General features: G+C 47.9%; 18 protein-coding genes. 9 read left to right on the forward strand and 9 right to left on the reverse strand.

Translation table 11 applies throughout. From position 1 onward, the window contains the following. Window positions 1-503 precede the first annotated feature (503 nt). A complete protein-coding gene (locus tag SPB21_RS08395) occupies window positions 504-2,168 on the reverse strand; it encodes an ABC transporter permease (protein WP_499866290.1) in 1,665 nt (554 codons plus the stop codon). 127 nt (window positions 2,169-2,295) lie between these two features. On the opposite strand from SPB21_RS08395, the gene SPB21_RS08400 reads away from it, so the two are divergent. Continuing rightward, on the forward strand, window positions 2,296-3,411 hold the full coding sequence (locus SPB21_RS08400; RefSeq protein WP_499866291.1) for a saccharopine dehydrogenase family protein: 1,116 nt from the start codon (window positions 2,296-2,298) through the stop codon (window positions 3,409-3,411). A 74-nt stretch (window positions 3,412-3,485) separates the two neighbouring features. Here the strand turns inward: SPB21_RS08400 and SPB21_RS08405 are convergent, their stop codons facing one another. From SPB21_RS08405 to SPB21_RS08435, 7 genes are all read right to left on the reverse strand, one after another. Continuing rightward, window positions 3,486-4,448, reverse strand: coding sequence for an S-layer homology domain-containing protein (locus SPB21_RS08405; protein ID WP_499866292.1), 963 nt, complete (start codon window positions 4,446-4,448; stop codon window positions 3,486-3,488). A gap of 797 nt (window positions 4,449-5,245) precedes the next feature. Continuing rightward, complete coding sequence (locus tag SPB21_RS08410) at window positions 5,246-5,881, reverse strand: DUF6232 family protein (protein ID WP_163660328.1); 636 nt, start codon at window positions 5,879-5,881, stop codon at window positions 5,246-5,248. Window positions 5,882-5,898: 17 nt separating this feature from the next. Continuing rightward, complete coding sequence (locus SPB21_RS08415) at window positions 5,899-7,098, reverse strand: HlyD family secretion protein (protein ID WP_499866293.1); 1,200 nt, start codon at window positions 7,096-7,098, stop codon at window positions 5,899-5,901. Window positions 7,099-7,146: 48 nt separating this feature from the next. Further along, window positions 7,147-9,387, reverse strand: coding sequence for a peptidase domain-containing ABC transporter (locus SPB21_RS08420; RefSeq protein ID WP_499866294.1), 2,241 nt, complete (start codon window positions 9,385-9,387; stop codon window positions 7,147-7,149). Between the two features lie 669 nt (window positions 9,388-10,056). Then, complete coding sequence (locus tag SPB21_RS08425; RefSeq protein ID WP_163660322.1) at window positions 10,057-10,560, reverse strand: DUF937 domain-containing protein; 504 nt, start codon at window positions 10,558-10,560, stop codon at window positions 10,057-10,059. Window positions 10,561-10,617: 57 nt separating this feature from the next. Further along, window positions 10,618-13,548, reverse strand: a complete 2,931-nt coding sequence (locus SPB21_RS08430) for a DUF4912 domain-containing protein (RefSeq protein WP_499866295.1) — start codon at window positions 13,546-13,548, stop codon at window positions 10,618-10,620. Window positions 13,549-13,716: 168 nt separating this feature from the next. Beyond that, window positions 13,717-14,109, reverse strand: a complete 393-nt coding sequence (locus tag SPB21_RS08435) for a hypothetical protein (protein WP_499866296.1) — start codon at window positions 14,107-14,109, stop codon at window positions 13,717-13,719. Between the two features lie 293 nt (window positions 14,110-14,402). On the opposite strand from SPB21_RS08435, the gene SPB21_RS08440 reads away from it, so the two are divergent. From SPB21_RS08440 to SPB21_RS08475, 8 genes are all read left to right on the forward strand, one after another. After that, window positions 14,403-17,384 (forward strand): AAA family ATPase, encoded by a 2,982-nt coding sequence (locus SPB21_RS08440; protein ID WP_499866297.1) that lies wholly within the window; start codon window positions 14,403-14,405, stop codon window positions 17,382-17,384. 207 nt (window positions 17,385-17,591) lie between these two features. Continuing rightward, window positions 17,592-19,040, forward strand: coding sequence for a glycoside hydrolase family 13 protein (locus SPB21_RS08445; protein WP_499868686.1), 1,449 nt, complete (start codon window positions 17,592-17,594; stop codon window positions 19,038-19,040). Between the two features lie 80 nt (window positions 19,041-19,120). Then, a complete protein-coding gene (locus SPB21_RS08450; RefSeq protein WP_163661682.1) occupies window positions 19,121-20,290 on the forward strand; it encodes an esterase-like activity of phytase family protein in 1,170 nt (389 codons plus the stop codon). A 41-nt stretch (window positions 20,291-20,331) separates the two neighbouring features. Continuing rightward, complete coding sequence (locus SPB21_RS08455) at window positions 20,332-20,478, forward strand: hypothetical protein (protein ID WP_163702354.1); 147 nt, start codon at window positions 20,332-20,334, stop codon at window positions 20,476-20,478. Between the two features lie 185 nt (window positions 20,479-20,663). Beyond that, window positions 20,664-21,071: a Gp49 family protein gene (locus tag SPB21_RS08460; protein ID WP_163660311.1), complete on the forward strand. Its 408-nt coding sequence runs from the start codon at window positions 20,664-20,666 to the stop codon at window positions 21,069-21,071. A gap of 319 nt (window positions 21,072-21,390) precedes the next feature. After that, window positions 21,391-22,590, forward strand: coding sequence for an NAD-dependent epimerase/dehydratase family protein (locus tag SPB21_RS08465; protein ID WP_163660310.1), 1,200 nt, complete (start codon window positions 21,391-21,393; stop codon window positions 22,588-22,590). Window positions 22,591-22,853: 263 nt separating this feature from the next. After that, window positions 22,854-23,984, forward strand: a complete 1,131-nt coding sequence (locus SPB21_RS08470; protein WP_163660308.1) for a glycosyltransferase family 4 protein — start codon at window positions 22,854-22,856, stop codon at window positions 23,982-23,984. A 352-nt stretch (window positions 23,985-24,336) separates the two neighbouring features. Beyond that, window positions 24,337-25,407, forward strand: a complete 1,071-nt coding sequence (locus SPB21_RS08475) for a WD40 repeat domain-containing protein (protein ID WP_163702357.1) — start codon at window positions 24,337-24,339, stop codon at window positions 25,405-25,407. 446 nt (window positions 25,408-25,853) lie between these two features. Here SPB21_RS08475 and SPB21_RS08480 read toward each other — a convergent pair whose 3' ends face one another. Next, a complete protein-coding gene (locus SPB21_RS08480; RefSeq protein ID WP_163702359.1) occupies window positions 25,854-26,309 on the reverse strand; it encodes a phosphatase domain-containing putative toxin in 456 nt (151 codons plus the stop codon). Between the last annotated feature and the right edge of the window lie 21 nt (window positions 26,310-26,330).

The following is a 26,330-nucleotide window of genomic DNA, read 5'->3' on the forward strand; positions in this document are numbered from 1 at the left end:
CTTGGCCTGTACTTAGCAGTACAGGCTTTTTTGTTGAAATGGATCTTAATTGCCCCTATTGATTTTTATTTTTATTTACGGGAAACGTAGTATATGTGCCGTTTAGAGCGTCTAAACTTTTTGACTCCCATGGACGAGCGGGAATGCCTACGCCACTGCTCGTATCTAGATTTATAACACCAAAGCCAGGATAGTCTGAGCCCCCAGGCAGAGACTGCTATAAAGCAAACAATAAACAGCCAACCATGCCAGTTCATAAATTAAGATGCCTTAAGGGAGCATTTTTGCGTCAATGTAACGCATTTACTTGACCACCATTCTTCTCACTTATGATAACGGATCTCAATAAAATCACAAACTTAAGCGTGACATTCCCCCAATTGCTTTTACAAAAAGCAAACTGGCTCAGGTGAGCTATCCCCAGCCAGTTTGCTGGATAGCTGGGATGGCATCGTGGCCAGCCACGTTAGTCAGCTAGTAAGAATGGTCGTTACACCCTCAATCTATCTCTCGCGGGCAATACGCCAGCTCAACAAGATAACGGGTAACAACCCCACCAGCAAAATCATTAATGCTGGAGCCGATGCTTCCACTAGACGTTCATCAGAGGCATATTGATAGACTCTGACTGCCAGGGTGTCAAAGTTAAAGGGGCGCATAACCAGGGTGGCTGGTAGCTCTTTCATGACGTCTACAAACACCAACATAATGGCTGTTAGTAAACTGCTGGCCATGAGGGGGGTGTGGATTTTGACCAGGGTTTGACTAGGAGCACAGCCCAGGCTACGGGCAGCGTCATCTATGGTGGGGCGAATTTTGGCCAGACCTGATTCAACGGTCCCTAAGGCTACAGCAAGAAATCTGACTAAATAGGCAAAGATTAGGGCCACAATTGTGCCACTCAGAATTAATCCCATTGAATGTCCTGTACTGGCTTCTACCCAGGCTGCCAGTCCCTTATCGAGTTTGACAATGGGAATCAAAATGCCCACAGCAATGACTGCACCGGGGACAGCATATCCCATGGAGGCCAGACGCACCCCAAGACTGACAGTGCGTTGTTTACTCAAACGTTCGCCATAGGCTAAAACTAGAGCGACGATAACACCTATCCCAGCGGTGAGTCCTGACAAAATTAGGCTATGACGAGCCAGCTCAAAGAAGCGATTATCCAGGGTCTCATCCAGATGGGTGAGGGTCATGTGGGCCAGTAACCCACCGGGTAACAGTAACCCTAGGGTAATTAGCAGTCCGCAGGCTAAGGTTGCTCCCCAGGCGCGAATGCCTTTTAGATGGTAGGGTTGAGGTCGCTGAACACTGTTTTTTGCCTGATAATATTTTGCCTGTCGTCGCGACCAGCGTTCTAGAATAATCAGCACAAAAATGAAGACCATCAACATGGCAGACAGTTGGGCAGCGGCCACTTGGGCACCCATGCCAAACCAGGTGCGATAAATGCCAGTGGTAAAGGTGGCGACACCAAAATAGTCAACAGTGCCAAAATCGCTCAGGGTTTCCATTAATGCCAGCGATAGTCCTGCCATAATCGCTGGGCGCGCTAAGGGTAAGGCCACTTTAAAAAAACTGCGCCAGGGGCTACACCCCAGGGAACGACTGGCTTCTAAGGTGCATACTGACTGTTCTAGAAAGGCTACCCGTGCCAGCATATACACATAGGGATAGAGGGTGAAGCTAAACATGACAATGGCCCCACCCACCGAACGCACGTCGGGAAACCAATAATCGGTGACAGACTGCCAGCCAAATTGCGATCGCAACCAAATTTGCACCGGGCCATAATAATCCAGCCAGTCCGTATAGGTGTAGGCCAGCAGATAGGCCGGTGCAGCCAGCGGCAATAGCAGACCCCATTCAAATAAACGACCGCCTGGGAAACGACACATGGTTACCAACCAAGCCGTCGAAATGCCTAAAAACAGCACCCCAGCCCCCACCCCCACCATCAAGACCAGAGAATGGGTAATGTACTGGGTCAGTACTGTTGAAGCCAGGTGACTAAAGACCCCCTCACTATGGGAAAACACACTGCCCAGGACCACTAGAATAGGAGATGCCACTAACATGGCAATTAGCCACACTGTAATGATCCAGCCATTAATCGCAGGCAGATAATCACGAGATGCTTTGGGGGTGACGGGCAAAGTCATAAAGAATGAGGTCAACGTGTAGTTGGTTTATTGTCAGCTACAGCCGGTCTTTGCAGCAACTACAGGTTGTCAATAGTGAAGGTGTGAACGGAGGATAAGCTTGGCATAGCGTTGGGATAACTGGTTTATGGCACAGCGAGTTTTGATTATCGGCGGCAGTGGCCGCATTGGTCGGAGCGTGGCTGCTGATTTGTTGCGTCATACCGATGTGGAAATGACCCTAACGGGCAGACGTGCTCAGGCTGCGTTTAGTCTGGAGCCACGCCAGCGATATCAATCTCTGCACCTGGAAGACAAAGTGCGGGTGAGGGATGCGATTTCATCTCACGATTTAGTCATCCACTGTGCGGGACCATTTCGCCCACGAGATTTCCATATTTTGTCCCAATGTATTGAGCAAAAAGTTCCCTACATTGATGTTGCCGATAGCCCTGATTACGTTAGCAAGGCATTGGCATTTAGGGAGGTTGCCAAAGTGGCCGGTGTGACCTGCATTGTCAGCACTGGGGTGTTTCCCGGCATCTCTAATAGTATGGTGCGTCAGGGTATTGAGCAATTAGAAAAAGCTCAGCATGCTCATCTCAGCTATTTGGTGGCTGGGTCGGGTGGAGCAGGTGTAACCGTTATGCGCACCACATTTATCGAGTTGCAAACTCCCTTTGCAGCCAAAGTTAACGGTCAGCAACGCTTGATTCAACCCTACAGTGAGCGAGAAGTTTTACCCTTCCCTGCTCCCTATAACCAAGGGGCCGGCGTGTATTGGTTTAATACGGTTGAAGCCCTTACCCTGGCCCAATCCTTTCCTCAATTAAATACCGTAATCACTAAATTTGGCTCCCTGCCTGACATCTATAATCACCTGACCAGTTTAATGACTCTGATGCCATCTACCTGGCTAAAACAACCTGCCATAACAGAATTTCTCTCTCAGGTGAGTTATGCCATGACACAAGTCACCGATCGCTTCAGTGGTACAGGCATTGCCATGCGTTTGGCTCTCCGTGGGCAATCTCATGGACAAGCCGCCACCTACCTGGCTACGACGACCCATCCAGATACAGCTGCTGCTGCTGGGTATGGCACCGGCAGCGTAGCTCAGTTAATTTTATCAGGGCAACTCTCTCTCCCAGGTGTATGGCCAGTGGAACGAGCGCTGCCAACATCTCTCTTCAAAGAAACATTGGCAGAACGGGGGGTAACGGTTCACAGCACCCTCTGTCTAGATGAAAATCTGTCTAGGTGAAAACTGTCGTGCCAAAACCATTCATTAGATAATCTTGCACTCAAACGTGCTGACTGGTATCACTACTCAGTTCATTAATCATCATCGTCGTCATCGTCGTCATCGTCGTCATCGTCATCATCGTCATCGTCGTCGTCATCGTCGTCGTCATCATCACCGCCGTCGTTGCTGCTATCGTTATCAATATCAACCGAGTTATCTATCTCAATATCGTTGTTAATCGAGATAAAAATATCGAGGAAGTCGTCGGCCACATACTCATTACGAACATATTCAATAATTCCCAAGCTGGCCATGGCCTGATGGATAAAACCACAGGCTTCGGAACGACTCACTACTTGGGAAAGGTTGAGACGACTACGATTGGGGTAATTAACGATAATGCCACGCTCAGTCAGTGCTGCAATGATGAGGCGGTATTCCGTGGGAATAGTATCAGCGTCTTCATAGATACTGAGAATCTCCGTCACGGTCTTCCCCGAAATAATTTCGGTGTAGCCTAAACCACGGGCTAAAGAAACCAAAACATCTAATCGTGTCAGTCGTCGTTCTGGATTAGCAACAACATCATCTAGATCGATAAAGCCCATGGAATAGGCCTTTTGAATAGCATTATAGGCCCAGTAGCTGCGAGAAATGCCAGAAATAGACGAGACTTGGCGCACTTGCCTCACATCAAAGGCTTTGTTAACTAACGCCGAGAACTGAGCATGGGTCAATCCATTGGTAGGCATAAACATGCCATTGGGAAACCCTTCGATAATGCTACGTTCACTTAAGGGGTAAATAAAGCTTGATGCCCAATAATTTTGACGAAGATCTGTAAAACTAGTTTGCCGAACAACACTGCGACGAATCACCTGTGTCCTTTGAGTTTGAGCAAGCAATTCTGAATCATTGTCTGACGTTACTACCTGTGCATCACGGGTGTTTGCTTGCACCGTGCTGGAGAAAACGCAGAGAGAGAGTACTGTTAGACAGGAAATGCCTAGGCCTGTGATGTTGCGTACAAGTCCTAAACGTTTAGAAGTATCCATGTTTAATTTCCTTTAGATTCAGATAAATTAAAAACAATTTCACACATCGAATGTTCAGCCATCCCCGATTTTATTTGTACTGATATCAGCCCGTATCTATTGATACTCTAACCGTGGGTTACCTTTAGTGACCGGCAATCCACACCGAATCGACAACAAACAATATTAGGGCTTATGAGTCACACTGATGTAATAACAATATGGAAGGTCTGTAGTAGATTCTGTGGTAGAAGACCTTAGATGTGATTCAACCCCACCGTGCCTAGCTAGGACAAGATACTATGGACCAATTTTTTAAGTGGTTTTTAACTGGGAAATCTACGAAAAACTTAAGTACTATCGCGTAGATATTCTAGATACTTGCAAAACTGAGTAGCTCGTTACGGTTGTTTTACATCCCCACCAGCAACTTTGAAATATATTGACAACTCAAATACAACATTGTTCAAAACAATATAGGGTCAATTTGAAAATTGGTTGGTTTGCAAATGTTACTGATTTAGAGACAGCCAAAAAGCTAGTTTAATCTAATTTTGATCACGTATTTAAAGCTTCTGTAAAGACTGTGGCAAATAGTTTGAAGATTGTAGTTTTGCCCTTGTCAAACGTTGCTAGCGTATATTATCGACAATCAATATAACAGCCTAGATAGAACTCAGGAGGACATTGTCCTGAAGTATCCTAAGTAAATAGATGTCAGTGTGTTGCCCCTTCTTCAACCGTTAGACGCTTGCGCTTAAATCATCACCCCATTATTCCATCACTCATCCACCCCTCTACAGCCCCAACCTGGGTCTTTATGCCTTATGGAGGGTTTCGCCTGTGTACATATTAACCATCAGGGACTCATCGTTAAGATTGACCTGATCTAGACGGCGAAAAAGAATTTGATATAAGGTCTGAATTGCCTTGAGACTATGGCTTGTAATGACAACTTTTGACTCAGTCTGCATGGTCATGACAAGTCCGAATTCACCGCGTCTACGTTGTTCAATCCACCAATTAAAATACACGGCATACCCCAGACTACTGATGAATAGGAGCATGCCAAAAACGTGCACTAGCCAGGGTAGAGAGCCAATAACTAGCACTACACCAATTGTGGCTATAATCCCAGCAGCAAAGTTACTGAGCTTTTTTTGAATGACGGATCGCCTGCGATGCAGTTTTACGATTTGCAGTGAGTCAATGTTCTTGATAGGATAGACAGCCTCACCATAGAGTAACTCGGTGGCAGTGACCAAAGCTTCATCCCAGAAAATTTCTACCGTGTGGGAGCTAGGCTGAGACGCTTGCTTATCTACATGAAGCCTTGGGGATAGGGTGGCTGTATCCAGTACTAGTTCATTAGCTACTAGGGTCGCATCTCTAAGCGCTAATTTACCCTGTGACAAAGGCATTTCTTCTAGTTGTCGCTCGTCAGGCTGTACCACGGTAGTTTCTCAATAACTTAAATATTGCTGCTGAAACGCAGCTTCCTCAAAAAGAAGTTAAATAGCTTCTCTTGTCCAGTGATGATTGTTAGTTCCCCCTCCATCCCAGGTAACAACTCACAGGCCTCTGATCCGACAGCCTGTAGGGCCTGTTCTGTGGCTTCTACAGTGACTATGTGAGAGGTATCTGAAAGATTATCTGATTTGACTAGATCAGTTGCCACATCTGTTTGTGCTGATTCGATTAAGCTAATTTGGCCTGGTAAGGAACCAAATCTAAACGCAGCACATTTGGGCAAATGTAGCTTTGTAGGATGGCCTACTTCAATGTTTTGAATATCGTTATTAGGTAACAATGCTTTAATCACTAAACCTGTTTCATTGGAAATAACTTTAGCGATAGGTTCATCGGAAGCAACGGTCTGCCCTAACCTTTCAAGCTCTAAATCATAGACAGTACCTGCTTGGGGAGCGCGAATTGTTAGGCTGTCGATTAATTGTTGAGTTTGTTCTAACTCTTTTTGTTCCTGCTTTAATTGGCTTGTAAGATTTTTTTGATATTCCAAGAGCATGTTCTTAGAATATTCAAATTGTGGCAGGTTATTGTTAGTTCCTATTCCCCCTGGCACCAATTGTTTTAACCAGCTAGACTCTGCTATACGTCTCTGTTCCAGGGAACTTAGCTGACCTTCAACTTGGGCTAAGCGCTCTTCAATCCCAACAAGCTGAGTTTTGATGCGAGTGGCTTTAGCAAGCAGTGTTGTATTTTTTAGAGTAGCAATCTCTTGATCTGGTTTGAGGGAGTCGTAATCCTTAACGAGAATCTTGTCAACAACTCCTCCCATACCTGCTTTGACAGACCGTATATCACCAATGGGCTCAACTACAGCTTCAGCTTTAACCGTTGTGTTGTAAGTGATTAAAGTAGATGCAAATGCCCCTATACCCAGTAAACTTGCCAAACCTAAGCCGCCAAAAATTAGTAGGCGGTTAGGGGACGGCAAAAAATCATCGACTACAGGTGATGCCAGAGACTGGGCCTCTTCTACAGATGTTTGCCGCGCTTGATATTCTTGTTTTACTGGTAGGGTGCCTAAAGGTGATTTTGCTTGCTCAATTACAAGCTCAATGTCAGTAACGGACTCAATCGCTGTTGTTTTTTTTATTTGACTAGGCAACTCAAACATAGAATTTGAAATAGCATCATCATATTTCATGGGCCACACTCACATTGCCAATTATTATAAGTTTTTTGTGTAATTTGATTAGTTCTCTCGACGTCCTGGGAGAGAGGAAATATCAGAGATTGTTTTAGTGTTACTTGCCACGAGACGCTTAATTCCCCCTGAAGAGTAAGGTGATGACCCGTCTAGAAATTGTAAGTGACCACCTTCTTGACTGAGTAAGTATTCAGGCGAGCCAGCAATATCTGCTTCCCCGTTGTTAATGACGGTAACCCAATCAGCGATGCGGGTAACACTGGCGCGATGGCTAATTAGAACCGTTGTATGCCCCTTGCGATGCACTAACAGTCGTTGGAGTAGGTCAGCCTCACTGAAGGGATCTAATGCAGAGGTAGATTCATCTAAAATTAGGACAGCTGGTTTCAGCGCTAAGGCTCGAGCAATGGCCAAACGCTGTAGCTGACCTCCCGATAGATTAGATCCGGACTCTCCCAAAACGGTAAGATAGCCTTCTGGTAACTGGTCAATAAAAGAATCTGCGCCCGTAATGCGGCAAGCTGCGACAATCTCGTTATAGGTGGTCTTAGGTGCACAGAGCTGAAAATTTTCTAGAATTGAACGACTCCAAAAGTGAGTCGTCTGGGATACTAAAACAATCTGTTGACGCACACATTCAGAAGATAAATCCCGTAGATTGTGTGGACCGACCAGTACTTCGCCTGACTGATAGGGATGTAGGCCCGCTAAAATCTTAGCAATCGTACTTTTTCCAGAACCAGAGGCTCCAACAAGGGCAGAGAATTTACCACCAGGAATTGAGAGGGAAAACGTTTCTAGTAAATTGAACCGCCCCGGATAGTGGAAGGTGACTTTCTTAAAGGTGATATCTCCATCTGAGGGAATTTCAGCTAAGGGCTTTAGCCAATCATCTGGATTTTCATCCTCGACATCAATAACGTCATCAAATCGTTGAACTGACGTCTTAACTTCCATAAATCTGTCTGAAAATTTAACCAGAAAACTAATAAATTCCAGAAAGCTATAGCTCATGATGCTAAAAGCTAGGAGCTGCCCTAAGGTCAATTCCTCTTTAATCACCATGGAGGTGCCCAGCCAAAAGATACCAATTTGCCCAACACCTGATGTCAAAGTTGCTAACTGGCCAGTAAAAAAACTGAGTTGTACAGCGTCAGCTTTTTTACTAGCTAAATTACCAAATCTTCCCTGTATTTCTTTCCAAATTTGGGGCTGGGCCGTTGTTGTCTTTAATGTCATAGCCCCTCTGAAGATTTCCACCAGCATGGCCTGGTTCTTAGCTTTCAGAGATAGCAGACGTCGAATACGGATCTGAAATATAGGTAGTAATGTCAAGGTTGCTCCTAACATTAGGGCCGCTGTTAGCAGTGAGAAGGCTGTCAGACGATAGCTGTAGAAAAACAGCATGCAGCCAAGGGATACGGATGCTGTAAAAAGTAACCCAGGTAGCTGAACGGCTCCATCAACAATGAGCTCATTAATACGGGAAATATCTTTGAGACGACTAGCAAACTCACCGCTACGTCGAGTTTCATAGTAATTGAGCGGTAGCTTTAGTAATTTACGCCCAAACTCTAGGGTAATTCCTAGTTCTAATCTTTGAAAGATATTGGCGACTAACGTAACTTGGACTAGATTTAATAAGCTTTTAATGATAAAGAAGCCCAGAGCCGCTAAAGCCACCCTAGGCAACAGATGAATATCACCTGCAATTAACACATCATCTGTGATGAACTGAATCAGAAATGGAAAAATTAGGGATAAAAAGCCAATGAAAAGACCGTATACTATTATTTGAATTAATGAAACGCGATAAGGCCAAAGCTTTTGTAGAACACCAATAACTCTGCTGGGTTGATCGGTTGATAAGCGATAAAATGGTTCATCGGGTACCAGCAAAAGCATGGCACCATCCCCCCAATTGCGCTTGATTTCGTCCGCACTGAGGTGGCGAATGCCAATACTTGGATCCGCTATAACGTATTTATTTTGTTCTTTTCCGTAGAAAACAACCCAGCGCTCCCTACCCCAGTGAATAATCGCGGGTAAAGGCAGGCGATGTATGCGATTAAAAATATCATCGGTTGCCTGACCAGAACGAGCTTGAAAGCCTAAGGCTTCAGCCCCTTGTTGCAGACCTAGTAAAGATGAACCCAGCTGGCCAGTTCCTACAAGTTCACGGACATGTGACAGAGGAAGTTTTTGACCATAGTGCTTGGCGATCATTGCAATACAGGCAATTCCGCAATCTTCTTCTCTAGGTTGATTAACAAATGAGTACTTCATAGGATTACGGCGTATGTGCCTTGGGGCCAATCACAAAACTTCCGGGCATAAGATTCAATGCCACAGGAGAAAAATACAGATAGAACCTATTTGTGATGATGAACCTTGAGGTAATCTTCGACAGATAACTCTTACTATCTGAAACGAAACCACCAGGATGAGAGCAGCTAAATTCAGTTAGATGGCTGATATTCTAGCTGATATTCTATTTTTAGTAGCTTTGAATACCGCCAATAAAGACTTTGCTCAACTACCTCCCTTAATACAAACATCATTAATAATGCATAGCGATACTTGAAAAAAGTCAGCCAGGTAGACCTATGACCCATTCAAATGTATATGACAATGAAAGTGGTCAATGTGTTTCTACGGAAGGATGGGGGCTTGTATAAATGTGCCCTAATGCTCAGTGGACTATGCAGAACGTCGCTGCAAATAATGTTCTAGATTTGCACCTGTCAAGTAGGACGATAAAAAATCATGTATGTTTCCAAAAATCCAAGATTTTCGATAAAGTCTCTGCTTTTATACGGATTAAATGTAGTATGTTTTTGGAGGATATACTACCTGTCTCAATACTTGGGCACGGATAGGATGATCGAGAACGTTTTGCTATTTCACATCTAATTTATTGGAGATTCACATACTTAAGCAGCCTTATATGCTTAGTCAGGCTAAAAATCGCTCTGCAAATTTCATAACATGGCCTAAATCCGTATTTTTCCCACGATTGCTGTCTAAAAACACACTTAGCAGAGAGTTGATTCCACCGACGCTGCCTGGTGTTGGTGCACCCATGTTAAACAACTGCATCACAATGGGTAGTAGTTGTGGGAACATAGCCTGGGCCGTAGAGGCTTGCATTCCAGTTTTTTGGGCGACTGTGTGGGCGAGTTGTTCCTGTAGCTGTGGAGAAATGATCGATGTTAACACTGAGGCATCATCTGTGCGACCCAGCATGGAGGCTAGCTGTCCAGCGCCGAACTGAGACTGTTTTTGTTGTAAGACAGGCTGTAGGGCTCCACCTAAAACAGTCATCATGGACTGCATTTGATGGGGATTAACGCCCTGACTACTGGCCAACTTTTTCACTGATGTGATTATTTGTTCTAACTGACTGATGTTGGCCTGCTGGTTAGGATCGTTGATTGCACTTAATACTTCGAAAAACATGGTTTTATTCTCCAAAATGCTCTTACTATTTGTGTTCCAATAGAGTTGTTGTGCCACCTATTGCTTGACTATTGACAGGGTGACCTCGCCTGAGTTGTCATCTGGATAGGTGTCTAAAAAGAAGGCGCAAATTTTAACACGCTCTCTAACATCCAAAATTAGGGTGTCATCATATCCATTGAGTGTGGTCCAGGTGGAACTGACGGGAACCCCAGTTTTTTGATTGATGACTGTACCTCCATGAACCCAAAGCAACACAAAAGCTTCCCCTGGGTGACTGTCGTCAGCGTCATAGTTGAAGACTCCATCTCGAAGCTGCAATGTGTACATGCCCGAAGTTAACTGATAAGTGCTGGCAACATTATGTTCAATGTGGTGCAGCTGACCTTCATCAAACATAATGGCATTGTTGCGGCTATGGACTTGAACAGTTTGAGTAGAGCCTTGATTTAAGGGGGGGACTTGTGGTGTATCAAGGTTGTTTCCATCTGTGGGATCGGCCTGCCGAGCTTTGACTGTGGCGGCGGATAGACTGCCAGTGGCCACAGCGGCGGCGACTGGAATGGGGGATGTTTGCTCAGGGACTGTGTCTGCTAAATCAGCCGTATTGTCGGATTGGGTTAAGACTTGAGAGGGGGTCACTGGGATGGATCGAGCCAACGTTAGCCAGTCTTCAGAGGCTGTTTGGTAACCGACCTCTGCTACATACTCACTGTGATCATTGGGTAGATGAACGGTGCGATCGCAATCCGACTCCGATAGACCGTAGGTAAGTGTGCTGTTGGGCGACTGTCGCTCGATATCAATAGCTGTGACATCGTGAATACGCAACTGATAAGCCTGCCCCCCTGCTGCTTTGAGGGCCGATTTTGCTGTTTCAGGAACTTCCCAATAGGCATATGCCTTTTGAGAGCTGTGCGGAGCCATGACAATCCGACTGTTGGAGATGGCTGAGTTTGCAGCTTGTCCGACAGCAGCACCTGCGACGGCAGCACCTGCGACAGCAGCAGCACCTCCCAGCACAGCAGCACCAGGAAAGTTGCCGGTTAACGTACTTTCTTGACGACCGCCAGCTTGTATCAAATTTGATTGAGCTAAGGATAGCCAGCTACCTGAGGCAGTCTGATAACCAACGTCTGCGATGTAGTCGTGACCTGACGTAATGGGGAAATGGGCATCCCTATCCGCCGCTGCACACTCCACCTGAGCAGCAGGTTCCGGTAAGGCTGCATCGGTGGGTCTATCGGTAACATCGTAGAGCTTCGCCACCAGAGTTTCACCCCCTTGAAGCTGAGCATCCGCCAAGTGTTCTTTGGGAATTTCCCAGTAAGCATAGGCGTTTTGCCCATTGCGCGGCGTGAGAACCATGCGCCCCGCTGTTGCAGACGGTTTTGCTTTACCCCCTGCTAGCTTAGTTCCTAGGGCCGCAGCTCCTCCCGCCAGAGCCACCCCACCTAAAACTGCACCTCCCAGAGCACCAGCCATGCCTTTACCACTAGGTTTTGGTGCTTTAAGCTCGGATAGATTAGAGGCAACTGGCTTGACGTCAGGACGGACAGGTATCCGTATGGGAGCTGACTTGGTAATGGGTAACCATTGATTATCGTTGGTCAAATATCCCACTTCTGCACAGTAATTGCGACCGTCCCCTTCAATCGGTAAGTGGAGATCAGGGGTGGACTCCAAACAGGGTAACTCCGCTGTGGGGGTAGGCAGAGGCGAATTTTTACTGCGTCCAGTAACATCGTAGAGGCGCAGCATCATGGTTTCTCCCCCTTGCTGCTTGACGTCAGCCAAACGCTCTGGGGGAATTTCCCAATAAGCATAGGCATGCCGATCGTTTCGGGGAGTTAATACCATACGAGGTTGGACTGGACTCTCTGCCACGGATGCAGGGGGAGCACCACCGCCGCTTTTTAACAGCCACCACAGCAAACCTCCTAATAACGGAATCGCGAGCAGTGGCAGTAGCCAAAATGGAAATCTACCGGTCTCTCCACTGGCTGTTACCCCCGCTGGTGGATCAGCTGCTGTTGTACCGGGAGCAGTCGCTGATGTATCAGCATCGGTGGGAGCATTACCGCTGGCTGATGTTGCGGTTGGTGTATCGGGGCCAGTTGCAGCGTCTCCAACAGCAGGAACCTTTTCCCCTAGTTCAGTGGTTGCAAATCCTAAAAAAGCAAGGGCTGCGGGACTAGCGCCTTCTTTATAAACAAAGGCACGATATTGAGAATAGGGATAGCGGGGATCATCTGGTAACGTTTGGTGCATGGGGATAATGGTCACATCATCGCGCTCGGCCACCTGGGACGCCACTGCATAACCAATACCATCAGCGCCAAGGGCTGAAATCACACTTTCAGTTTCATCATCTGATACTGGATCAGCGATGGTCCCTGTTGTGAATGGCTGTCCTTCAAAGACGTTATAGGTACTGAAGGCCCGTCGGGTATCACTATAGCCAGGTCGATCAACTAAGCGAATGGGAACATTCGGACCGCCCACTTCAGACCAATTGGTAATGTCTCCTCGAAAGATACGGGCAAACTGATCAAAGGTGAGATCGCCTTCAAATCCGTTCTCTGGGCCAATGATAATGGCCAGTTTCTCTCGCTGTTCCAGAGGAACTTCTATGGCACCCTGCGATTTTTCTGCATCCGTTAACGGTCGACCTGTGGCTAGGATATCAATGTCGCCATTAATCAGAGCTTGAAATGCTTGATCTGTGCGGCTGGTATCAAGCTCAACATCCACATTGGGAAACTGTTTCTCAAATCGACTCTCTAAATCTTCGTTGGTGAGGCGCATACTGGTGGAACCATCCACCTTGAGAGTTGCACCATCTGGTAGAGCATCTGGAATGGGAAAGCTAGCGGGTGGTTCTTCAAATGACTGAGCAAATAAACGCTGTCGCGGGAAGTTCCCATGGAATATCTGAGAAACTGCTGCTGTTGCAACAATAATGGTGGCAAATTTAACCAAAGACATCGTTCGGTACACGTTGCTGCTTCAAATGTATGTATGAAATAGGAGAGACGGGCAGACAAAATTACGCTTAGGAGCAAGCCGTATATAAAGTCCAAAAGTAAATGTTGAAGAGATGTTCCATGGAACGTCTGTACACCCAAATTTTTGAAGTTAATTGGTTTTGCTTCCTTAGAGAGTGGTGACAGATAGGGTTAATTCACCACTGTGGTTGCCTGTGCTGGTATCGAACAAAAAAGCACACAGCGTTGCTGGCTCAAGCACATCCATTGTCAAGGCGTCATCGTAGCCATTTAGAGACGCCCAGGTGGCAACAACTTCCACATTTGTCTTTCTATTCATAACTTTGCCACCATAAATCCATAGCAAAATCCAGGGTTCGGCCTTGGCCCCCGTGCCCGTTGTGTAAGAAGTCTCGTTTTTCAGAAGCTTGACAATGTTAGTGCCAGGATTTAGCGTCACCGAAACACCCTTATCTTGAATCGCATTCATTTGTTCGGGACTTAGGCGATAACAGTTATATCGGCTATGCACTTTCAGATCTGTAACTACGTCAGCTTCCATGGTTTCAGCCTCCTTTAATCTGCCAGTGAAAAATTACACGTCCATTTTTAAGGACAGATAAAGTTTTCTATCCACTTAGTCAAAACGGAACTTTATCGGTTATGGTTCTTGAACTTTGCTACAACATACGGCGAATTTAGCCTAAGAATAATCTCTCTTAAGGATAAAACTGGAATTACAGGGCGTTATAAGTAAACCAGATCGATGGGATCGCTAGTTATTTAAAAAACAGATCGCAAGTACTAAAGATCGTATGTACTTGCTATGGTGGGCATAGGCTGTAAAGCTATGCCATGATTCCCAAGCGTCTAACCCTAATTAACTTTTTGAGCTATCGAGAGGTTACCCTCGATTTTGCGGGGTTACATGTGGCCTGTATCTGTGGCCCCAATGGTGCCGGTAAGTCTTCGTTGCTAGAGGCGATGGCATGGGTGATTTGGGGACACAGTCGGGTGGCCACCGATGATGACGTTATTCACCTAGGTGCCAAAGAGGCCAAGGTAGAGTTTACCTTTGAGCACCAGGGCCAAGTTTATCGAGTTTTGCGGGGACGCAGACGCAAGCAAGGCTGTTTACTCGAATTTCAGATACAGACAGAAAATGGATTTCGCAGTCTGACCCAGCGGGGAGTGCGGGCAACGCAGCAGCTGATTCTTCAGTATCTGAAGGTGGACTACGAAACGTTTATCCATTCGGCCTATCTGCGGCAGGGCCGAGCGGATGAGTTTATGTTAAAGCGCCCAGGTGAGCGGAAGCAGATTTTGGCTGATTTGCTAAAGCTGAGTCAGTATGACCGTCTGGTGGAAAAAGCGCGGGAGCGGGGGCGTGACTATCAGGCTGAAATTAAAGTCTTAACTACAACGCTAAATCAGGCGGAGGAGCAACTGGCAGAACGCAGTGCGATCGCCACCCACTATCAAACATTGCAGCAACAGGTTACAGACATCCAGCAACAGCAGCAGGCGGCTCAAGAACAGCGCGATCATCTGCAACAACAGCAACAGCAGCGGCAGCAACAGCAACAGTTGTTGCAAACTCTGCAACAACAACTTGAGCACTTACACCAAACTAAAATGCTGCGGTATGCAGAGCTACAGCGGGTTGAGGAGCAGTTTAATGCTTTTCAGGTGGAGTTAAATGCAGCTCTCGACATTGAAGCAGGCTATGGTCAACTGCAACAGTTGCAGACCCAAGAAGAGGAGTATGCCCAACGCTTTCAGCAGTATCAGCAAACCCAGACTAAACAGGTGCAGTTGCAGGCCCAACGCCAGGAACAACGGGCAGCATTACAGACCGCCATTGGCCAAATGCAGCTGAAACTTGCCTCACTAGACGAGACAATTGCGGAGCTGCAGCAGGGTCTGAGTCAACGGGAAACCGTGAAGGTCAGTTTGACACAGCTCCATGCTGCCCGTCAGCAGCTGCGCCTATTGGACCAACGCCAGATGGATGTCACACCGTTACTACAGCGACGGCAGCAGGTTCACACCCGACTGAAACAGGCATCGGCACGATTGGAAGCCCGCTTAGAAGCCATCAGTCAAACCCAGGCTACCCTGGCCCCTCAGCAACAACCGAAACTCCATCAAACCCTGGCCCAGGTACAGCATCAGCTCACCTATCTAGAACAACGTCGGGCCTATCAAGCTCAAGTTCGTCAAAAAGGTCAAGAGCGACGAGATTTTATGGCACAGCTCCAAAGTGAGCAGCGTCAGATTGAGCAGCAGCTGATCCAGTTAGAACAGCGGCTAGCGGTGCTGACCCAGCCAGCCGCAAACTGTCCTCTATGTGAGCGCCCCCTGGCGGATCATGGCCCCCAGGTGATTTCCCAACTACAACAGGAGCGAGACACCTTACAAAAGAGAGTATGGGTGATCCGTGAACAGTTAACCACCTCTGAACGAGAGATTCAGGTGCTCCGGCGGGAATATCGAGCCCTGGAAGCAGAGCTAGAAAAGTACGGTATGGTGTTGCAAAAGCAGGGGGCTCTCAAGGCTCAACTCAGCTCTGCAACAGAAGTGACCATGCGGCTCAAAGCACTGGAGCAAGAACGGCATCATTTAGAACAATGTTTAGATTCAGAAGACTATGCAGCTGACTTACAACAAGAATATCAACAGCTAGAACAACAACTTACCCGATTAAATTATGATGAGCGCGATCACGCCCTCGTTCGTAATCAAGTTGAACAGCTACGTTGGGCCGAATTTAAGCAAGCGGAATTATCTCAAGCCGAGCGCAAATTGGAACGACTGTTGGCGGAACGACCTGAAAAAGAAAATGAGTTAGCGGCATTGCGATCGCAACTCGACACCTTTGATCAACAACTCCCTCAAGAACTATTGCAGTTAGAGGAAACCCTGGCAGCGCTGGATTACTCCTCTGAGCATCACCAACAGCTCCGGCGACGTCTACACGCCCTGCAACCCTGGCAGCTGCGCCATCAGACATTACAGCAGGCCCGCTCCACATTGCCTGATCTAGAACAGCAGCGCCACACCTTATCCACTATTCAAGCGGAACAGCAGCAACAATGCGAGATGCTACAGCAACAGATTGCCAATACTGACGTCAATCTTATTCCTGATGCCACCGAGCAAATCCAGCAGTTGGATGTTACATTGGCCCAACTGCAAACCCAGCGAGAAGCACACATTAGCCAGCTGGGTCGTCTAGAACAGCAGCTACAGCAGTTGGATGCCCTACAGCAACAGGTCGATCAACAGCGGCAACGACTCCACAGTCATCAGCATCAGTACAGGGTACATCAAGAGCTGCAGCATGCGTTTGGCAAAAACGGCATACAGGCATTGATGATTGAAAATTTACTCCCCCAGCTAGAGGCAGAAACCAACCAAATTCTGGGGCGTCTCAGTGCCCATCAGCTGCATGTACAGTTTGTCACGCAGCGTTCGGGGCGTAAAAAACTGATTGACACCTTAGATATTCTAATTGCCGATACCCAGGGTACAAGGGCCTACGAAACCTATTCTGGTGGCGAAGCGTTCCGGGTCAATTTTGCCATTCGGTTAGCCTTGGCCCGGCTTTTAGCCCAGCGATCTGGCATGGCGCTGCAGATGCTGATCATTGATGAGGGGTTTGGTACCCAGGATCAGGCAGGGTGTGATCGATTAGTGGCAGCGATCAATGCAATCTCACCTGATTTTGCTTGTATTTTAGCCGTGACCCACATGCCCCATTTTCGAGAGGCCTTTCAAACCCGCATTGATGTGATGAAAACGGAAGCGGGCTCCCAGGTACGACTATCGGGATAATGTAATACGAAAGGGAAATACGAAGGGGAAATACGAAGGGGACCTACAGGAGGGATCGACAGTCAGCGCTGGGGATCAACCCCCTCTGCCACGGCCTCTACATGGCCTCTACATTCAGGTAGCAACCATATCTTTAAGCATCCTAACGTCTAAACGATTTTCCCTAACAAACCGCTACCCTAAGCGATGCAGTCTGCCATAGCTTCTATGCAAATCCAAACTCCTGACTGGGTGAAACATGCCGTCTTTTATCAGATTTTTCCGGACCGGTTTGCCCGCACCCAGCGACAATCCCGACCTCCTATGATGCAGGTGCCTTTGGAAGCGTGGCAGGTACCGCCCACCCTCAGCGGGTATAAAGGGGGTGATTTATGGGGTGTGGCCGAAAATCTAGACTACCTCAACGACTTGGGTGTGAATGCCATTTACTTTACCCCCATCTTTCAATCTGCCAGTAACCACCGTTACCATACCCATGACTATTATCAAGTCGATCCGTTGCTGGGGGGCAATGAGGCCTTTTTTGATTTACTAGAAGCCGCTCACCAACGGGACATCAAAGTTGTTCTTGATGGTGTTTTTAACCATGCTAGCCGTGGATTCTTTTTCTTCAATGACATCCTTGAGAACGGTCCCACATCTCCCTGGTTAGACTGGTTTAAAGTAGAAGGGTGGCCCTTATCTGCCTATGATGGAGCTAAACCTGCTAATTATGAAAGCTGGTACGATAACCGAGCCCTACCGGAGTTTAATCACGATAATCCCCAGGCTCGCGAGTACATCATGCAGATCGCTGAATACTGGCTTCGTCAGGGAATTGACGGCTGGCGATTGGATGTCCCGTTTGATGTAAAAGCAGAGGGTTTCTGGCAAGAATTTCGTCAGCGGGTAAAGGCCATTAACCCAGAGGCCTATATTGTGGGAGAGATATGGACCGATGCCCGCCAATGGCTTGATGGCACACAGTTTGATGGGGTAATGAACTATCTCTTTACGGGACCAGTGCTGGCCTTTACAGCTAAAGACCGAGTTGTTATGTCCCTGGTGGAGAGACCCGCCTACTTTCCCTATCCTGCCCTCGATGCCCAGGGCTATGCCAAAAAGATAGACGAGTTGTTGGCCCTGTATCCCTGGGAGATTCAATTAACCCAGTTAAATTTGTTATCAAGCCACGATATTGCCCGTGCCATTACTGTTGTTAGCGACGATCAGCGGAGTTTTCAACTGGCTGTGTTGTTACAAATGACCTTCCCTGGTGCGCCCAGCATTTACTACGGTGATGAAGTAGGATTGGCGGGTGCCCACGATCCAGACTGTCGTCGTAGTTTTCCTGATAAACCAGATTGGCATCAAGCTTTGTTAGCCCTGCACAAAGAACTCATTGCCCTGCGGCATCAGCATCCTGCCCTACGTACCGGCTCCTATCAAACCTTGGCTGCTGAAGACGATCTTTATGCCTTTGCCCGCAGCCATGAAGAAGAAACAATTGTAGTGGTGGTGAACACAGGTAAGCAGCCAGACATGGTTACCCTACCAACGTTGCCAACGTTAAGGAAGGACATGGACGTTCTTTGGGGAGAGATTGAGTTTGCCAGCGAGACTCAGCAGGTCAGACTCCCACCGCAGTCAGGGGGAGTCCTAGGTACATCAATTTAGTGGGTCGCTTTTACAGACGCTTTAATGAGCCGTCTGCTACCCTGGGAGGGTTTATGAAGCTTTTGTCAGAGGCGTGGGTAATGAACAGGCTGAAACAACGGGGGGGAAGCGGTTTTTTAGGTTTTTTAAACGCTTTTCTGTGGATAGGATTGTTGGCGGTTGTTGTCAGTAGCTGTGCCGTTTCCCAGGTCAGTGCCGAAGAACGTTTATTTCTGGATCTATCGGTAGAGGCTATTAACCATATAGTGCTGCCCATGGAAGACTTTGAAGGGACTCAAGTCGGCGGGCTATCAGCGATTGCCTACGATCGCGATCGCAACCAATACTATGCCCTCTCTGACGATCGCCAACGCCCGCGATTTTACACCCTCAGCCTGGCGCTGAAGCCGTCTGGCATCCAGGCTGCCAGGGTAGAAGCCGTCACTGATCTACAAGACCAGGATGGCAACTCCATTGCGCCTCTGGATGCTGAAGGCATGGTTCTTACCCCTAGCCGTAGCTTAATTGTTTCCAGTGAGGGCTCCCCTCAGCAAAAAATCCCACCAAAATTACAGGAGTTTGATCTAGAAACTGGGCATCTCAAAACTAACTTTCGTATTCCAGAGCGGTACTTGTTAGCCTCCCAGGATGGCGAAATTTCGGATCCCCAAACCCAGGGCATTCAAGAAAATATTGGATTTGAAGCATTGACCCTGAGTGCTCCCGGTGGCTCCTATGAACCCTTTCGACTATTTGCTGCCACCGAAGGCCCACTGTACCAGGACTTAGATGTTGACCCGGATATTCCCTTTAAGAACCGCTGGCTCCACTACCTGATTGATCCCAATTTTGTCGGCACAGGGCAGTCTACACTGTTGTCAGAACACTTGTATTCCATGGACCCTGCTCCCCTGGGGGCACTGCTCAATGGGTTATCGGAAATTTTATCTATCGATGTGGGCGGGCACTTTTTGGCCATTGAACGGGCCTTTGGCCTGCAAGGACTATCCATTAAGCTCTATCAGCTGGCCACTGGAGTGGCGAGTGATGTCAGTGCGATCGCAACTCTCAAGGGTGACACCAGCGGCATCACCCCCATTCGCAAGCGGCTTGTGGCAGATTTAACGCCTTTAGAGCCAGATAATCTAGAGGCCATGACCTTAGGCCCGAAACTGTCAGATGGACGTCAAAGCCTGATTATGGCCAGCGACAATAACTTTGACAATCGGCAGGAAACGCAGATTTGGCTCTTCACCTTAAGCGGTCTCTAAAGACAACCTTTTATAAACGCCACTATTCTCGAAACTAATCAATGCTTTATAGAGCACATCACACAGCACGGGAATGCTGGTGTGGGGAGCGATTAGCTGCGATCGCAGCGGTAATCAGCGTTGGCATTGGCACCTTTGACCGATGGCTAGTACGTGACAATATCCGGGAAACTTACGAACGGGGATGAATCATCGTAACGGATAACGTTGCAACGTCACGCTATGACCAGGCTCTAGCCGGTAATGTGACCGCTGCTATCTGCGGGCTGAAGGTCAGCTAGGATGGCCTGATCAGTCGCCTCAAAAAGCAAGAAACTGCTCAAGTAGTGTTCTACATGCCCGACAAAAAACGAGCTACGTAAGGAGAAGCCTCATGCATCAAACTTACATCGGTGTCAAAGAAGTGGAAGCTAAACCACTCAAAAAACATGGTCGAGATGGATATGAGGTGATCTATCCTGATGGGTATGTGAGCTGGAGCCCGAAAGCCACCTTTGAAACCGCTTACTTTCCCATTAGTGACAGCACCCGCATTTCTGAAACAGTGGTAGAGGCCTTTATCGATGATACGGAAACCCTCACCTTGGGAGAAAAAACCACCATTATCAGAGCCCGGCTAATTAATGGATTTGAACTATTTGCTCATTCTGCCTGTGTCGATGCAGCCAACTATAACGAGGTGTTAGGGGCTGCCGAGTGTTTGCAAAAAATCGAAGCTCAGGTATGGCACCTTCTAGGCTTTACCCTCCGGTGGGCCAGAACTGGAGTACCCACCGATTAAAACCGCTTAACTAAAGATGTGATCACCCTGGGGGTTAAGCAGTGCGATCGCAGATGGACAGGTTGAGGCAATGGATACAAGTACACTAACCAGCAGCGACTCCGGTCGCGACTACTCCAACCGACGCCCAGAACGCTAAACAAAAGTGACGATCACAGCCAACATCGATCCTGGGAATGTCCATATATACAGACGCTCTCTTATTTTCTCAGAGGTGAGAGAAAATTTTGGTTCTTTGAGTTTTGCAAATCTTGGTTTACGCTTGGTAGGAATCGCCCAACAACTCTAGGGCGTGTGAAGGAGGCTTAAGCGCTAAAGGATGAAAGTAATCGTATTAGGGGGAGATGGCTTTTGCGGCTGGCCCACTGCACTGCATCTATCCAACGCAGGTCATGAAGTTGCCATTATTGATAACCTATCGCGACGTAATATCGATAATGAGCTAGAAATTGCTTCTTTAACTCCCATTAGCTCCATGTCTACTCGCCTATCGGCGTGGCAAGAAGTCAGTGGTAAGACCATTGACTTTCATAATCTCGACATTGCCCAAGAGTATGACAGACTCTTGCATCTAATTTGTGACTATGCTCCGGATGTGATTGTGCACTTTGCCGAGCAGCGGGCTGCCCCCTACTCCATGAAGTCAGCAAAGCACAAGCGTTTCACCGTTGATAACAACCTTAACGGCACCAACAATGTCCTATGTGCCATCGTTGAGTCTGAGCTAGATATCCATGTGGTTCACCTCGGTACCATGGGTGTTTACGGCTACGGCACCGCTGGTATGAAGATTCCCGAGGGGTATCTGGATATCCAAGTAGTTACCGATTCGGGTAAGGTCATCGAAAAACAGATTCTGCATCCAGCTAATCCTGGCAGTATCTATCACATGACCAAAACCCAAGATCAGTTGTTCTTCGCGTACTACAACAAGAACGATCAAGTACGGGTGACTGACTTACACCAGGGAATCGTTTGGGGTACCAACACCCGTGAGACTGCCATGGATGAGCGGTTGATCAATCGTTTTGACTACGATGGTGACTTTGGCACAGTGCTGAACCGTTTCTTGATGCAGGCTGCCATTGGTCATCCGCTAACTGTTCATGGCACCGGTGGTCAAACACGGGCATTTATCCATATTCAAGACACCGTCCGCTGTGTTGAGCTGGCCATTGATAACCCACCGGCCAAGGGTGACCGCGTTAAAATCCTGAACCAGATGACAGAAACCCATCGAGTGCGGGATCTAGCGCGCATTGTGGCTGACATTGCGGATGCTGAAATTCAGTATATGGAGAACCCCCGTAATGAAGCGGCAGAAAACGAGCTAGTCGTTGACAATCAGTGCTTCTTAGATATGGGGCTCCAGCCTACCCAACTGGACAAAGGTCTAATGCTGGAAGTAACAGAGATTGCCAAGAAGTATGTTGGTCGCTGCGACACGTCCAAGATTATCTGCACATCCAAGTGGACTAAGAAGTCTACTGCTGCACCTACCCCCATTCCTGCAGGTTAGGTCCCAGTGATTACGGTCATGTGATTACTGGATAGGCAGAGTATGGGATCAGGGAGTCGCTCCCCATTGATTCTATGCTCTGTTTTTTTATTTTAGGGGCTCATCCCATCTCAAAGCTCACTATCGATCAATGCAATCGATGTTGCCTAGGATATTGCCAAAAAAAAGATTTTATGAAAGCTTGAGCCTGAGGCAATTTCGCGATTGAATAATCAACAGCTCAGTATTTTTTGATACATCTGCATTCAATCATTGCTAACCGTATGCGCATTGCTCTGTTTACCGAAACATTCCTTCCCAAAGTTGACGGTATCGTAACCCGTCTCAAGCATACCGTCGAACAGCTTCAGGCCTTAGGGGATGAGGTATGCGTGTTCTGCCCTGAGGGGGGGCTAACGGAATATAAAGGGGCCAAGGTGGAGGGTGTTTCTGGCTTTCCCATGCCGTTATATCCAGAGCTGAAGTTGGCTTTGCCCCGTCCATCTATTGGTGAGGCACTAGAAGCATTTCAGCCTGATTTGGTGCATGTGGTTAACCCAGCGGTCCTGGGCTTAGCAGGCGTCTACTATGCCAAGGCCTTAGAAATTCCGCTTGTGGCTTCTTACCACACGCACTTGCCTAAGTATCTAGAGCACTATGGCTTCGGGATGTTTGAGGGCATGCTGTGGGAGCTACTCAAAGCAGTGCACAACAATGCACGGATGAATTTGTGCACGTCTACAGCAATGCAGCAGGAGCTAACTGAACACGGTATTGAAAATGTCAAGGTTTGGCAGCGGGGTGTCGATACAGACCTGTTTCGCCCGAGTCTGGCCAGCCGAGAAATGCGTGGGCGGCTGAGTGAAGGCCATCCAGATGCACCATTGCTGCTGTATGTGGGACGTCTATCTGCTGAGAAAGAAGTGGATAGAATCAAGCCAATTTTGGAGGCGATTCCAGACGCTCGCTTAGCTCTGGTGGGTGACGGTCCCTATCGAGAAGAACTGGAGGAGCATTTTGCAGGAACCGCGACTAACTTTGTCGGCTATCTTGGGGGTGAGGAATTAGCGTCTGCCTATGCCTCTGGCGATGCGTTTATTTTCCCATCTCGAACAGAGACGTTGGGATTGGTGCTGTTAGAGGCGATGGCGGCAGGCTGTCCCACTGTGGCCGCTAATGCAGGCGGCATTCCCGACATTGTTACCGATGGTACAAACGGATTCTTGTTTGATCCTCAGGATGAGGAAGGGGCAATTAAGGCGACACAGCGTCTGTTGGCGACCCGTGCTGAAATTGAGTTGTTGCGCCGCAATGCTCGCATGGAAGCTGAGCGTTGGGGCTGGCGTGGGGCCACGCAGCAGCTACAGAAATTCTATGCTGAGGTGCTTGCTGCTGAAATACCCATGGTGGCGTAATAAACGGGGGGATGTCCAACCTCCATTTCATTCATTGACATTTAGATCATACTCAGGTAGCGTCCAGACAAATCTCATCTGGGCGCTGTATTTTTGTGTTGAGTGGATCGTATGCCAGTTCTTGGTTCTTGGTTTTGAGTTGTGGAACTATGACATTGCTCAGTTCTGACATTGCCAAGTATGGAGGGCTCTGAACTGTAGACATGCCTTTGGGAACTGATATTAGATGACTATGCTAAATTCAGAAATATGTGATTGTTGATACTCAACGTGGGATGTCTGGTCTGTTCACTTGTTGTTAGCAATGGGATAGCTGTCTTAAGTAAGACATTTAAGACATTAGGGACGCATCATGAACTATCTAAATGGCTGGCTACGACCATGGTTTACTGAACTGAACCAGCGACCATTGTTATGGGTACCCGGTATTGCTGGATTAGTCGCGGCGCTGGCGCTGGTCATACCGGCCAGCCTAACCCGTACTGTAGAGCCCACGCCGACCAACGATAGTGGATCTGCACAGCTGTCCATTGTGCCTAAGACTCAATGGACATTGGCCCAGTATTTTCAGGGGGATAGCCCAGTATGGACAGTGGTTACCCATACCCAGGAAAGCGGTCTCTCTCTTTTAATTGGCGGCGAGGCTAATGGCCAAATAAAGGTGTGGGATCGGCAAACGGGTGACCGTCTGCACACTCTCATCGGGCATGAGGATGCGGTTAGGACCTTAGCGATATCAGCAGCTGGCCACTGGCTGGTTAGTGGCGGCGGCGATGGTTTGAAGGTGTGGCGATTGGAAACGGGAGAACTGCTGTATAGTCTTCCGGTTAAAAATTCCCCCGTATGGTCAGTGGCTTTGAGTCCTGATAATCAGATATTGGTCAGCAGTGACTATGCTGGCAATATTACGGCCTGGGATTTTAGGACTGGCGAACAGCTTTACAACAGAAATATCAGCGAGCCCGTGTGGTCAGTCAAGATTACACCCGATGGTAAATCCTTGATCAGCGGTGGTAGCGATCGCATCATTCGCCAATGGGATTTGGCCACCGGTACCCTCCTAAACAAGCTCACCGGCCATGACGATACTGTGCGCTCACTGGCCATTAGCCCAGATGGTGAAACCCTGGCCAGCGGCAGTTGGGATCAAACCATCAAGCTGTGGGATTTGACAACCGGTACGTTGCAAACCACCCTGACTGACCATAGCGATCGCGTCGTTGCTCTGGATATTAGCCCCGATGGCCAAATCCTGGCCAGTGGTAGCGTAGACACGGCGATCAAGCTGTGGGATTTATCCAGCCATCAGGTAATTCAAACATTGGATGACAACGATAATTGGATTTTGTCGGTGGACTTTGACGTTTTGGGACAAACGCTGATTAGCAGCGGCAAAGACCAACCCGTCAAGGTGTGGCAGTAAGGTTGGCAAAATCCAGCCCTTCCATGACGGTTCCCCTTGGTAAGGCTACGGTGTATACACATCTAGAAGATAATGTCCCCAAAAGTAGACCTGACCTTGAATTGGCCCTCATCCTAAATCCTTCTCCCTGGGGGCGAAGGACTTTGAGGTCAGGCCCCCCTTCTCCCTTAGGGAGTAAGGGGTTGGGGGATGAGGGCTCGATATTTGGAGCGACTCTCCGACTTATGTATACAGGGTAGCCTTGGTAAGGGGAACCGACAGGGAGGTGTGTGGATCACTTGCGCTAACGACCGAAGCCCCCTCCGTTGGTTCCCCTTGGTAAGAGGAACCGGTGTTCGTCATGCTCGATGCCAAAATCTTCCAGTTGTGTATACACTGTAGCCTTGGTAAGGGGAACCAGTTGTTGCCAAAAGTTTCACAGGATCGCTCACGTATCTGAACATTGCTTAATCCGAGAGACTTTTGAGAAAGTTAATTTGTGCTTCCCTCAGCTCCACCGCTGGATTAACCGTCAAGATGGTATTTAAAGCCTTTTCATAGCTGTCTCCTGCCTTGATTAATAATGCAGCCAGCACCGTACCGGTACGGCGACGACCGCTGGAACAGTGGATAGCCACGGCATGCCCCAGACAGGTTTGCGCATCTACAAAGGTTTTGATTTGTTCCACCTGCTCCAGACTGGGGGCTTTGCCACCGAGGATGGGTACCCAGATATGGGGAATTTGATGCCGTTGGTAAAGCTCCAAATTGCCATCATCACTCATCAGTGAGACCAGTGCGCCAATGCCCTCACCCATCAGCTCTGCTAGCTCTGCTTCAGTGGGTTTGCGCACACCGGCAAGACGCTCGGGGATAACCCACCACAGCTGCTGAGAAATGGGGGGCAAGGACAGGTCTGACATGGTGATTTTTGGGAATAGCTC

Source organism: Leptothoe sp. ISB3NOV94-8A (assembly GCF_043421595.1).
Classification (GTDB): domain Bacteria; phylum Cyanobacteriota; class Cyanobacteriia; order Phormidesmidales; family Phormidesmidaceae; genus Leptothoe; species Leptothoe turfae.